The organism is Alloscardovia venturai, from assembly GCF_042676605.1.
Taxonomy (GTDB): Bacteria; Actinomycetota; Actinomycetes; order Actinomycetales; family Bifidobacteriaceae; genus Alloscardovia; species Alloscardovia venturai.
The window spans coordinates 23,262-35,504 of sequence record NZ_JBHTHQ010000026.1; the positions used below are offsets into that span (position 1 = coordinate 23,262).

The 12,243-nt window shown below is 45.9% G+C and carries 14 protein-coding genes; 9 read left to right on the forward strand and 5 right to left on the reverse strand.

The window, feature by feature from the left end:
• Positions 1 to 27 precede the first annotated feature (27 nt).
• From ACFQY8_RS07915 to ACFQY8_RS07930, 4 genes are read left to right on the forward strand one after another with little or no spacing between them, the layout of a single operon-like run.
• The gene (locus tag ACFQY8_RS07915; RefSeq protein ID WP_377939432.1) at positions 28 to 681 is read left to right on the forward strand and encodes an amino acid ABC transporter permease; all 654 of its coding nucleotides are present in this window, start codon (positions 28 to 30) and stop codon (positions 679 to 681) included.
• Positions 668 to 1,342: an amino acid ABC transporter permease gene (locus tag ACFQY8_RS07920; RefSeq protein WP_377939433.1), complete on the forward strand. Its 675-nt coding sequence runs from the start codon at positions 668 to 670 to the stop codon at positions 1,340 to 1,342. Before ACFQY8_RS07915 ends, ACFQY8_RS07920 begins: the two co-directional genes overlap by 14 nt.
• The gene (locus ACFQY8_RS07925) at positions 1,335 to 2,120 is read left to right on the forward strand and encodes an amino acid ABC transporter ATP-binding protein (protein WP_377939435.1); all 786 of its coding nucleotides are present in this window, start codon (positions 1,335 to 1,337) and stop codon (positions 2,118 to 2,120) included. The genes ACFQY8_RS07920 and ACFQY8_RS07925 overlap by 8 nt, the downstream gene beginning before the upstream one ends.
• 40 nt (positions 2,121 to 2,160) lie before the next feature.
• The gene (locus tag ACFQY8_RS07930) at positions 2,161 to 3,063 is read left to right on the forward strand and encodes a cysteine ABC transporter substrate-binding protein (protein WP_377939437.1); all 903 of its coding nucleotides are present in this window, start codon (positions 2,161 to 2,163) and stop codon (positions 3,061 to 3,063) included.
• A gap of 88 nt (positions 3,064 to 3,151) precedes the next feature.
• Here the strand turns inward: ACFQY8_RS07930 and ACFQY8_RS07935 are convergent, their stop codons facing one another.
• From ACFQY8_RS07935 to ACFQY8_RS07945, 3 genes are read right to left on the reverse strand one after another with little or no spacing between them, the layout of a single operon-like run.
• Entirely contained in the window at positions 3,152 to 3,469 is a 318-nt protein-coding gene (locus ACFQY8_RS07935; protein ID WP_377939438.1) for a hypothetical protein, read from the reverse strand.
• A 15-nt stretch (positions 3,470 to 3,484) separates the two neighbouring features.
• Positions 3,485 to 4,345 (reverse strand): ABC transporter transmembrane domain-containing protein, encoded by an 861-nt coding sequence (locus ACFQY8_RS07940; protein WP_377939439.1) that lies wholly within the window; start codon positions 4,343 to 4,345, stop codon positions 3,485 to 3,487.
• A complete protein-coding gene (locus ACFQY8_RS07945; protein ID WP_377939441.1) occupies positions 4,342 to 4,668 on the reverse strand; it encodes a hypothetical protein in 327 nt (108 codons plus the stop codon). Before ACFQY8_RS07945 ends, ACFQY8_RS07940 begins: the two co-directional genes overlap by 4 nt.
• Before the next feature lie 532 nt (positions 4,669 to 5,200).
• Here ACFQY8_RS07945 and ACFQY8_RS07950 point away from each other — a divergent pair.
• The 5 genes from ACFQY8_RS07950 (at position 5,201) to ACFQY8_RS07970 (ending at position 10,705) form a co-directional block, all read left to right on the forward strand.
• On the forward strand, positions 5,201 to 6,379 hold the full coding sequence (locus ACFQY8_RS07950) for a phosphate ABC transporter substrate-binding protein PstS (RefSeq protein WP_377939443.1): 1,179 nt from the start codon (positions 5,201 to 5,203) through the stop codon (positions 6,377 to 6,379).
• Positions 6,379 to 7,299 (forward strand): phosphate ABC transporter permease subunit PstC, encoded by a 921-nt coding sequence (pstC, locus tag ACFQY8_RS07955; RefSeq protein ID WP_377939444.1) that lies wholly within the window; start codon positions 6,379 to 6,381, stop codon positions 7,297 to 7,299. Before ACFQY8_RS07950 ends, pstC begins: the two co-directional genes overlap by 1 nt.
• A 76-nt stretch (positions 7,300 to 7,375) precedes the next feature.
• Entirely contained in the window at positions 7,376 to 8,347 is a 972-nt protein-coding gene (gene pstA / locus ACFQY8_RS07960) for a phosphate ABC transporter permease PstA (RefSeq protein ID WP_377939452.1), read from the forward strand.
• 25 nt (positions 8,348 to 8,372) lie between these two features.
• Positions 8,373 to 9,152 (forward strand): phosphate ABC transporter ATP-binding protein PstB, encoded by a 780-nt coding sequence (pstB, locus tag ACFQY8_RS07965; protein ID WP_377939445.1) that lies wholly within the window; start codon positions 8,373 to 8,375, stop codon positions 9,150 to 9,152.
• Between the two features lie 170 nt (positions 9,153 to 9,322).
• Positions 9,323 to 10,705: an NCS2 family permease gene (locus ACFQY8_RS07970; protein WP_377939446.1), complete on the forward strand. Its 1,383-nt coding sequence runs from the start codon at positions 9,323 to 9,325 to the stop codon at positions 10,703 to 10,705.
• A gap of 206 nt (positions 10,706 to 10,911) precedes the next feature.
• On the opposite strand, the gene ACFQY8_RS07975 is transcribed toward ACFQY8_RS07970, so the two are convergent.
• Both ACFQY8_RS07975 and ACFQY8_RS07980 read right to left on the reverse strand, forming a co-directional pair.
• Positions 10,912 to 11,361: a hypothetical protein gene (locus tag ACFQY8_RS07975; RefSeq protein ID WP_377939447.1), complete on the reverse strand. Its 450-nt coding sequence runs from the start codon at positions 11,359 to 11,361 to the stop codon at positions 10,912 to 10,914.
• Positions 11,362 to 11,368: 7 nt separating this feature from the next.
• On the reverse strand, positions 11,369 to 12,097 hold the full coding sequence (locus ACFQY8_RS07980) for a hypothetical protein (protein ID WP_377939448.1): 729 nt from the start codon (positions 12,095 to 12,097) through the stop codon (positions 11,369 to 11,371).
• Positions 12,098 to 12,243 lie beyond the last annotated feature (146 nt).

Consider the following 12,243-nt stretch of genomic DNA (forward strand, 5'->3'; position numbering starts at 1 on the left):
GAGTAGCAGCATTAAGGAGGTGTCCATATGAATTGGAACTTTGTCATCGAAGAGATTCCTGTGTTTGCACGAGCTCTTCTCGTCACACTTAATGTGTCATTGTGGGGCATTCTCCTCTCACTTATCATAGGCATCGCTATATCGAGCATTGAAGTAGCGCGCATACCGGTCGTGTATCATATCGCGCGCGTTTATGTCGAGCTCAGCAGAAACACCCCACTCCTCGTGCAACTGTATTTCATCTACTTTGCTTTACCAAAGCTTGGAGTACGGTGGGATGCTACACAGTCAGCGATAGTAGGTCTCGCATTTTTAGGTGGCTCATATATGGCTGAAGCATTGCGTGCAGGGTTATCCGCAGTTCCAGAAGCGCAGAGAGAATCAGCCTATATGCTGGGGTTCTCGCGAGTTCAAACGTTCAGCAGAGTAATTGTGCCGCAGGCGCTGAGCACAGCGATGCCAGGTTTGATAGCAAATGTTATCTTCCTAATTAAAGAGTCATCCGTGGTTTCTGCAATTGCGCTGGCAGATATCATGTATGAGACAAAAGACGTGATGGGCAATGATTACAACACATATGAAGCTTTACTTTTGCTCGTACTGTCGTACCTCATCGTGTTGCTACCGATTTCGTTAATTGGTGCATGGTTGGAGAAGAGGTTTGATTATGCAAGGAATTAATATTCTTTTCGAACCGTCTGTGATGCCTCGTCTTGCAGAAGGGCTCCTCGTCACAGTATGGATTGCAGCAGTATCCGTCCTCGGTGCGCTTCCGCTGGGACTCCTTGTCGGGTGGCTCATGACGGTCAAGAATCCTATCATTCGCGTAATCATGCGCATCTATCTTGATTTTATCCGTATCATGCCTCAGCTTGCATTGCTCTTCATTGTTTACTACGGCTTTGCTCGTGCGTGGAATATCAATTTTGATGCGACGACGGCGACCGTACTTGTTTTCATCTTGTGGGGCGGCGCAGAGCTTGGCGATTTGGTACGTGGTGCGCTGACATCCATCTCTGATATTCAGCGAGAAAGTGCATATATGTTAGGACTTACCACGTGGCAGAGTTTCTTGTATGTGATACTGCCTCAAGCGCTGCGTAGACTCGTGCCAAGCTCTGTAAACCTTGCTACACGAATTGTCAAAACAACATCACTAGCAGTTTTGCTTGGCGTTGTAGAGCTCATCAAGGTAGGGCAGCAAATTATCGATGCAAACCGTATGCAATATCCGCAAGGGGCGTTGTGGATTTACGGTGTCATCTTCTTCATGTATTTCTTCATCAGCTGGCCGTTGTCATTGGTAGCTCGATATTTGGAAAAAAGGTGGTCTCATGACTAAAGATTCCGTGGTGACATTTACGAATGTTATTAAGCGCTATCCGAAAGTAGAAAAGCCGGTACTTGACGGGGTGTCTTTGAGTGTCCCCCGCGGCAAGGTCACTGTCGTACTCGGCCCCTCAGGCTCTGGAAAATCTACACTACTGCGAACTGTGGCAGGACTTGAAGACATCCAGGGAGGAACGATATCGCTGGACGGTAATGTTATTGCTTCAGAAAAAATGACGGGTGCAAGACGTTCTCAGGAGATACGCACGCGCATTGGCATGGTGTTTCAAAGCTATGACCTCTTTCCTCACAAAACTGTGCTTGGAAATGTCATGATGTCGCCTATCCTCGTGCAGAAGCGAAAGAAAGAAGAGGTTAGGGAAGAAGCATTGCAGCTTCTTGATCGCGTAGGCCTCCAAGATCGAGCCAACGCGAAACCTCATGAGCTTTCTGGTGGACAGAGGCAACGCGTGGCAATCGCACGTTCTCTTATCATGCACCCTGATGTCATGCTCTTCGACGAGGTGACTGCTGCGCTCGACCCAGAGATGGTCCATGAAGTGCTCAACGTCATCGTCGAACTTGCAGACTTGGGCATGACCATGATGATAGTGACACATGAGATGGAATTCGCTCGTGCTGTCGCCGACCATATAGTACTTCTCGAAGATGGCGGAATTGTCGAAGAATCGTACGATTCAGAGGCATTTTTCACGCACCCAGAGACTGAACGTGCACAGCAGTTCTTGCGCACATTTGAGTTTGAGCGTTCGCGCTCGCAGAAAAAATAAAGTGAGAAATAACACAGAGAAAAGAAAGAAAGGAGACACCATGACGTTCGCCAAGGTGTTCAATGATATTCAACGTCAGACTCGCGCGGTACTTGCAGGTATTGCAGCGATAACATTGACAGCTGGTCTGGCAGCATGCGCGCCTCACGTGTCTGGCGGCTCCAGTTCAGGCAGCGCTTCTTCCGCGTCTTCGTCGACCCGAACTCTCGATGACATTAAAAAGTCCGGTGTGCTTAAAGTAGCTGTCTTCTCTGATAAAGCACCTTTTGGCTACGTCGATAGCAAGGGCAAGTATCAGGGGTATGATGTGTACTTCGCTCAGAGGCTGGCAAAGGATCTCGGAGTAAAAATCGAGTATACGTCGGTTGATCCGGCTGCTCGCGTCGATGTATTGACGTCGAATAAAGTCGATATCACTCTTGCAAACTTCACTGTAACTGATGAGCGCGCGCAGAAGGTTGATTTTGCACTGCCTTATATGAAAGTAGATTTGGGCGTAGTATCTCCGACGGCAAAGAACATCACTGATGTCAGCCAGCTCAAGGGGAAGACTCTTATCGTAGCGAAGGGTACGACTGCTGAAGCCTACTTTGAAAAGAATCATCCAGAGATAAATCTGCAAAAGTATGACCAGTACGCTGATGCATACAACGCTTTGCTGGACGGGCGAGGTGATGCTTTCTCTACGGATAACACTGAGGTGCTCGCATGGGCAAAAGCAAACAAAGGCTTTAAGGTGGGCATTACAGAGTTAGGCGATACAAGCACTATCGCGCCGGCTGTGAAGAAAGGGAACAAGACTCTTCTCGACTACATTAATAAAGAAATAAAGTCTCTCGCATCAGAAAACTTCTTCCATAAGGATTATGAAGCGACGCTCAAGCCTGTATATGGCGATGAAGTAAAGCCAGATGCCATTGTAGTCGAGGGTGGTAAGCTCTAGACTTACGTGCCACATTAGTACCGTTGCAGTGGGTGTGAGCCGATTTAGTTCAGCTCGCACCCACATGCTTTAGCAGCAATATCATTCATTATTGAATAAGTTTTTCTACGTGGCCCATCATCTCAGCGGGACTTCCCATACCTACAATTTTCATATTTTCCACAAGGATGATTTTGTTGACATGATGCATAATTCCAGAGTCTAATCGATGAGATACATAGATATAGCCGCAGAGTTCTTCGTCTAACTTTTCTTCGATATTTCTTATCGTTTTTATATCGAGTCCAGCTGTGATCTCGTCTAATATGCCAAACTGAGCGGAATATACGAAGAAATGTGCGAGCAGGATTCGTTGCTTTTCGCTGCCGGACAATGTCGTGAGATTGTCATTGATTTCATAGCTCAACCCGTGTTCGTTAACCTAATGAAGAATTTGTGCCTTCTCGCAGGCTGCAAGTATTTCTTCATCGGTAGTTGCTGGGTTGAAAAGAGCAATGTTGTCGCGTATAGATGCGTTGAATATGTGACCAGATTGTGCGACATGGCCTACGCGAATATCCTCACTATCTATAGTTGAGTCAAACATTAAAGAGTTCTCTAAATATCGGGAATCTGCGTGTACAAGATTTTTGACGAGCGTTGATTTACCAGCGCCACTTTTGCCTATGACCAGATACTTTTTGTGTGGATCAATCACAATGTGATTATGTACTTCGCTGGTGTCTATCGCTTGTGTGAGAGATGACTTAAACGACGACACGACCTCTTTCAGTGTTTCGCGCCCGGCGTTGTACTGAGCGTAGAGCCCGGAGGCGTAAAATAGAGGAACAGAGATACTCCCAGCAAGTGAAGAAAATGCTACTATCTGTGCTACGTTCATCCGTGAATTAAGGATAAGGATACCGCCCACAATCCACACACCAAAATGAAGAATGTGGCTTAAACAGTCATTTATGGCATCAATATCTTTTTGAACGTGAGCATCACGATTAGCATCTCGAATCCATCTTTCATTGGATAAGTGGTACCTGATATTGACGAATTTATCCGCTGCATACATTTTCCAATCTGTAAATCCGTGAAGTAAATCTGAAGCTGAAGCGTTCAAATCATTCGTACTGTGCATGAGCTGGTTTCGTGCATACTCTACTCGTTTTTTTGAGACGATTGGCGAAAGCGCGAGCGGTAGGCACAACACTATAGCTACTATGCCGAGGAGAGGATTGATGAAGAGAATGGTCACAGCTGCACTTATAACTGACAGAACAGATAAAAAGCTCATAAAACGACATCAATGACATCGAGTTTGATAGAGTCTACTTGAACTGTCAGATTAGATAAGTATGTATCTGCGTTCTGATTATTAAATTGCGACACTGAGGTTGCATTAAGTTGTGCAAATAAATCTTCGCGCAGTTGACAAGTGATATGGTTTGCATACTCCTCTGCGGTGGATTGTCGCGCAAAATAAATAACTGCTTGGATAGGTAAGTATATGCAAATAATGCACACTAGAACCCAGAATTGATTCCATGCAGCATTCTGCACTGCATCGATAAGACCTTGCAGCAAGAGAGCATCGCCAGTCATAAAAAGAGCAAGCATAATCGTGAGAATGATGAGAGCGTAAAATTTCTTCTTATCTACGGTCCATTAATCAACCTTGGGCCTCTTTTTATACTCGCAGCAGGTAATTATACTTTTCCATTGAGGGTCTAAAATACGGGATTTAATGCGTTCGATTCGAAATCTGAATATAGCATTGCAAAGAATGAAATTCAGAATATTAACCTGATTGTGAGATAGGGAGCAACGTCCAAAACTACTAGTGAGGACAGTCGATTGCAAATTGTAAAGCAAAAAAGAAAGAAGCCGACGAGTCCAAGAGAAGAGGGTTAATAGAGGATTATCGCCGGCTTCCATAAATATAACAATCAGTGTCCAGGTTTGCAAGCTTCTATAGAAAAATTATGCTCAAAACTGATATAAAGATTGAAATTAAGCCCGTTTACGGCGTGTTGACAATTACTAGGGTGTGTCACAATATGGCAGAGCCATAAGAGCGAAAAGACATTCGCAAAACTGCGCGTTCGGCATATGTGTCTAGTAAAATAGGAGCACACATAGATTAAATATTATGAGAGAAGTTATGCGCTATTTGACTATCTTGAGCCGTGCGAGTGCATGGCGACGCGTTATGTCTGCTACCCTCGCGGGCGTAGTAGTTTTTTCGCTTGCGGCGTGTGGGGATAATGTCCCTAATGCTTCCCTTACTCAAACATCGTGGTCGCAGGAAAATCTTACTCAGCTTTCGGGTGAATTTGCTGGTGCTGGGGCATCTTCGCAGAAGAGTGCTGTGGATGCGTGGATTGTAGGATACTCTGCTGCGCAGAAAAATGTCACCATATCCTACGACCCTTCTGGTTCAGGAGCTGGCGTTAATACGTTTCTGACGGGTGCGCTTTCATGGGCGGGTACGGATGCTCCACTCTCAGATGCGCAAGTTAAGTCTTCGCGTGAGGTGTGTGCTTCGGGCACGGCATTTGACATGCCTACGTATGTGTCGCCGATTGCGTTGACGTATAACTTGTCTCAGTACGGTCTTAATGATGCGCATATTCAATTATCGGCGCAAACTATCGCTAAGATTTTCCAAGGCATAGTAGCCTACTGGGATGACGTCACGATTAAAACAGAGAATCCACAGATAGCATCGAAACTTCCGCACATCGAAATTACTCCAGTGTGGCGCTCTGATAAGTCGGGTACCACGAAAACGTTCCAGACGTATCTTCATGCTGCGGCACCGACCATATGGCGTAGTGAGCCGAGCGAAACGTGGCCAAACACTATCGGTCAAGGGGCGAAAGGAACTCCTGGCGTAGTCATGACTACTCAGCAGGCACAGGGCACCATTGGCTATGCTGACTTTTCTCAAGTGGGAGAACTCGGTACAGTGTCTGTCAAAGTAGGGGACTCGTATGTAGCACCAAGCCCGGCTGCGACGGCGAAACTTATCGCGGCAGCAAGTCTTAAAACTGGTCTTGTAGGGAAGAATCGGTTTGTGCTCGACATAGATTACGCCACTACTTCTCAGGGTGTCTATCCTATAGCTCTTGTGAGCTACGATGTAGCATGTCAAACGTACGCATCGAAGCGCACGGCGGAATTTGTAAAGCAATGGTTGACATACATACTCAGCGATGCAGGGCAGAAGATAGCACAGGATAACGCAGGTTCTGCTCAACTCCCGGCACGTCTTCGCACACGTATGATGCATACAGTAAACTCCATTACAGCCAAGGAGGCACAGTAATGAAGAAAATTACTGGCGATAAAATCTTTAGATGGTGCGCAGTAGGTGCAGGTGTACTCATCCTTGGCGTACTTGCAGCCGTGGCTGTGTTCCTCCTCATTCAAGCATCGCCGGTTTTCTTCGGTGATACTCGTGCAGCAGGTGAGGCCATTTCGTCCTTCACTGGTGGCCGCACTTCGAATTTCTTTGTCTTTGTGGGGCCCCTCATCTTTGGTACCATCCTCGCATCTGCGCTCGCGCTTGTACTAGCGTTCTTTGTGGCTGTGGGCATCGCCTTATTTATCTCGCATTATGCGCCGAAAAGACTTGCGTCTGTGCTGAGCTATGTTGTAGATCTCCTAGCAGCTATCCCATCTGTTGTATATGGTTTATGGGGAGCAATTGTTCTTGTACCGCATACGTATCCCGTATGGAAAGTTATCAACGGCGTGCTTGGCTGGATTCCATTTTTCGGTGGAGCGGTGTCAAACCCACCTCGCACTATTGCAACCGTTTCGCTCGTTTTAGCAGTGATGATTTTACCTATCATCACCTCGATGGCACGCGATATCTTCGTTCAAACCCCACTGCTTCAGCAAGAAGCAGCACTCGCATTGGGAGCGACGAAGTGGGAAATGATTAAGCTTGCAGTTCTTCCTTTTGGGGCGAATGGCTTGGTGTCCGCATCAATGTTAGGACTTGGGCGAGCGCTTGGTGAAACTATGGCGGTGCTCATGATTCTCTCTCCAGGGAGCACATATGGGATTCATCTGTTTACCGCGTCACAGAATCAAACTATCGCAGCAAATATCGCAGCACAGTTCCCTGAAGCAAATTCAACGGGGGTTTCTGTATTGATTGCATCCGGTCTTGTACTCTTCATCATTACTTTTGTAGTGAACTATATCGCTCGTCGTATCACACATAAGAAGACGAAGTAAGGAGGCGGATATGGCATATAGCAAAATGAGTAGTGCTCACGATGAAGTGCATGGCGAAGCAGAAGCTCGCAATAGTATGCAGGAAACGCCACATCCTGACTTCGACAAGTTCGTTCCTTCTCGCTCTTCGATTGCATCGCGTAAACGTACCGATTGGATTATGCGTATTCTCATCTATACGGCATTTATTATCGCGATTATTCCACTTGTCTCTGTGCTGTATACGACGATTGTCAATGGTGCTACACGTTTTAACTGGTATTTCCTGACTCATAATATGCGCGGGGTAGTAGGTGGACTTGCACCTTACGGTGGTGTACGTCATGCGGCAATTGGCACGCTGGAAATTACGCTCGGAGCGGTCATCATTTCTGTGCCCGTAGGCATTATGACAGCCGTATATTTAGTGGAGTATTCTGCGAAGAAGCGTTTATACAAGGCGATATCGTTTTTTGTTGATGTGATGAGTGGGATCCCCTCGATTGTCGCGGGTTTGTTCGCCTATGCGATGTTTAGCTTGCTTTTTGGCCCGGGCACAGTCAATGGCTTTGTAGGGTCAGTGGCGCTGTCGATTTTGATGATTCCAACGATTGTGCGTTCGACTGAAGAAATGCTGACGATTGTACCCGTTGACTTACGTGAGGCTTCTTACGCTCTTGGAGTGACGAAGTCGAGAACTATCGTGCGCATTGTCTTGCGCACGGCTCTTCCGGGAATCGTCTCTGGTGTTATTTTGGCAATTGCTCGTGTCATTGGCGAAACCGCGCCGCTACTTATTGCAGCGGGGTCCATCTCCAGTACCAATTGGAATCTTTTCTCTGGTCGTATGACAACTCTTCCTGTGTACGTGTATAACGAATTCCAGCAGGGTATGGCAAGTTGCCCAGCAGATGCAGCTCGGCTTGCGGCAAATGGTATGGGAATCTGTGTGCCAGGTATTCGTATGGAACGTGCATGGGCAGCGGCTCTTGTTTTGATTTTGCTCGTGTTAATTTTGAATGCAATCGGACGATTGATTGCGCGTATCTTCTCTGTGAAGACAAAGTAGACGCAAAGGTTGAAAGGTAATACTCATGGGTCAGCGCATTGATGTGAATCACTTGAACGTCTACTATGGAGATTTTCATGCAGTAGACGACGTGAATATGGTGCTCGAGGCAAATAAAGTTACAGCTTTCATAGGTCCGTCGGGTTGTGGAAAGTCAACGGTTCTGCGCACGCTCAACCGCATGCATGAGACTACCCCTGGCGCGCGAGTCGAGGGGCAGGTGCTCCTCGAAGGGCAAGATCTTTACGCTCCGGATACCGACCCTGTAGAAGTTCGCCGTAATGTCGGTATGGTGTTCCAACGGCCAAATCCGTTCCCGACCATGTCCATCCGCGATAATGTTCTCGCCGGTGTAAAGCTGAACAACAAGCGTATTTCCAAATCTGATGCTGATGATCTCGTCGAATGGGCTCTTCGTGGTGCGGCGTTGTGGAAAGATGTGAAGGACCGTCTTGATAAGCCAGGCATTGGCTTATCTGGTGGACAGCAGCAGCGCCTCTGCATCGCACGTGCTGTCGCTGTGCACCCGCAGGTCCTTTTGATGGATGAACCATGCTCGGCATTGGACCCGATTTCTACTTTGGCAGTCGAGGATCTGATAGGTGAGTTGAAAGATGAATTTACTATCGTCATCGTGACGCATAATATGCAGCAGGCGGCACGCGTGAGTGATACTACGGCATTTTTCAATACCCAAGGGTCAGGCAAACCAGGACATCTCGTAGAGATGGGCGATACCGCGACTATTTTCTCTAATCCAAAGAGTCCAGAGACGGAAGGGTATATTTCTGGTCACTTTGGATAATTGCGCTGTGATACTCTATTTGACGTGATGTTCGTATAGTGGGAAACGAATATGAACAGAATGCCCATTTTTAGTGATTTTCTGAGACATATGTAACATGCCTTTCTTAATCTTTTGTATGTAATGCCCGCCTAGGCGACGGGACTGCGCAGAAAGAAAGAGAAGAAGACATGGAAAAGTTCTTCAAACTGAAGGAAAATGGCACCAACGTTTCTACTGAAATACTTGCTGGTATCACGACCTTCTTCGCAATGGCTTATATCATTGCAGTTAATCCATCCGTTCTCGGCGATGCGGGTATGCCGTGGGGAGCAGTGTTCCTCGCAACTATTATTGCGTCCATCATCGGTACGCTTATCATGGGTCTCTTCGCTAATGTACCGTATGCATTGGCTCCAGGTATGGGACTTAATGCGTTCTTCACCTTTACTGTTGTTAAAGCTTCTCACTTTACATGGCAGGAAGCGATGGCGATGGTGTTTGTGTGCGGCGTCATCAATGTCATCATCACAGTTACCTCCTTGCGTAAACTCATCATCAAGTCCATTCCTCCTATGCTGCAGCATGCTATCGGTGGTGGTATCGGTCTCTTTATCGCTTACGTGGGGCTGCTTGACGTCAATGTCATCAATTTCAAGTCGGGAAAGCCTGCACTCTCAACGATGAATGACCACAATATCCAGGTGTTCCTTATTGGCTTACTCGTAGCAATCGTCCTTCTCGTTGTAAAGTTTCCACGCGGCTGGGAGTGGCTTAATAAGGGCGCTCTCGTCATCGCTATTTTCGTAGCAGCATTGGTGGGAATCCCATTTGGCATTACGACTATGCAGCATTCGATGAATCTCGGGCAGGCATTCTCGCAACTTCCGCAAACTTTCGGTGCAATCTTCACGTCAAAAGGATTCCCAAGTCTCTTTAGCGATATGCATCGTCTCCCATTCGTTCTGATTACTATTTTTGCGTTCTCACTTTCGGATACTTTCGATACGATTGGTACTTTTATCGGTACGGGTCGCCGTGCTGGAATCTTCTCTCAGGAAGATGAAGAACTCATGGAGAACGGAAATGGTTTCCAGTCTAAGATGGACAAAGCGCTTGTCGCAGACTCTGTAGCAACATTTATCGGTGCTATCTTCGGTACATCAAATACCACGACATATGTTGAATCTGCTGCTGGTATCGGTGCCGGTGGACGTACAGGTTTAACATCTGTCGTTGTGGCCATTGGCTTTGCGTTATCTGCAGTATTTGCACCGGTTATCTCCGCTGTTCCATCTGCTGCCACTGCGCCAGTGCTCGTCCTTGTAGGATGTATGATGATGAGTTCATTTGCCGAAATCAACTGGGCAGATCTGACGGATACTATTCCAGCATTCTTCACAGGTGTATTTATGGCATTTAGCTACAACATCTCCTACGGTATTGCAGCTGGATTTATCACGTACTGCGTCGTCAAACTCTGCAAGAAAGAAGGAAAGCAAGTCAACGTCATCATATGGGTGGTTGCCGCGCTCTTCATCATTGATCTTGCTTTGCAAGCTGCGTTCGCGTAATGACTTCTCACTGAGATTTTTTATCCCCGTCAGATTGTGAGGTATGGCGGGGATAAGCGTTATGCGTGAGTGTATGAGGATATTCGCGTGAATGGGACAGTAAAAGAAAAGGGCAAACTGGGTATCTATGACAGGGAACGTTTGTGGTGTGTCCCCGCATTTACAATGTGGGAAGACACCACAAACCAAACTACACGCGAATATTGTTAATATCGCGATCCATAGAAGAAATAATTTTTACTTTTCGAATCATAAAAAACTACTATCAGGCTATCGCCTTTAATTGTAATTTTTTGATAACTAACATCTGACGAAGCCGTAGAAACTTTTGATATAGAAAAAGTTTTATTAACGTCTTGTATCAGAGAAGCGATACGTGAATCTCGTGATTCTGAAATAGCTGTAAAATTCCGTGTGTTTACTATGCCATCATGATAATTACTCTGTACACGGAGTGTTCCATAACATAGACGACCATCCCAACCAGCTTCATTGTGAAGAGATGTGATTTTCGCCTGTGCGGGAAATTGTACACCGTAAACCTCTAATAAATACTGTCTCGGTTGATTTATGTAAAAAATCAGCCCAGCTATAATACTGATTAGAGCTACGAGGATAGCAACAATCACAGCATTTTTTACTGTTATCTTCTTCATTGGAATCTCAATATGCTATAACTACCAGAAATGGTGTAATATAGCCACTCCGTTGCATAGCATATGCAACATTCACAGCTACACCTTGCACCGAAGGATAGTTATTGTCCTTTCCAAAGTTATACGTGTCTGTAAGAGTGAATACACCGCGGTTAGTTTTCCAATCAAAGGAATGAATCGCATAGTACAAATCTCTTTGTGTTGTATTACCTGAATTTGGGAAGGCTGCGCTTCCTGAAGCGTTTTTATTCTTATTTATAGAGGTAACAACGCTAGAGGAGCGTATACGAGATCCATTTGTAGGTGAGAAAGCACTTCCTAAGGCTTTGTTGCTCATTGCGTGAGAGAAAAGCTCGGCAGATAGTTTGTAACCTCTTGAATTGAACCACGCGAGTATAGCTCCTGCAACACTATCATATCCAGAATTGCCACTTCTCGTGGTCGGAAGAGGATTATGTATTCTATGCCGTAATTGTGTTAGAGTGTATGCAATCTCTTTACTATCTATACGTTGCTGCTCCGTATAGGCTGAATCGATAGATTTCGCCTGATACTCTTCAATCATTTCTTCAAGCTCGGCATCAACGGATGACCCAGATTGTTGGACGTCAGCAACTAATGCTTGCTCCTCAACATTGATTGTAGATGTCAAAGAAGTAGTAGAAGCAAATGCAGGTTGAGCACTTAAAGATAGAAGAGCTATAAGAATTACAGACGTAATTGCTGTTTTTTTCATTTTTATCTTCTTTCCTGAAAGAATTCAGTTTTATTCACCATCGGATAAAACTTAGCGAAAATTATACTCCTCTTTGGGCTTATAGGACAAAATGTGTTGCTGGCTAGTTAGTAATAAAAATCTTGTCGGTGCTCGCTCTTGTGGAA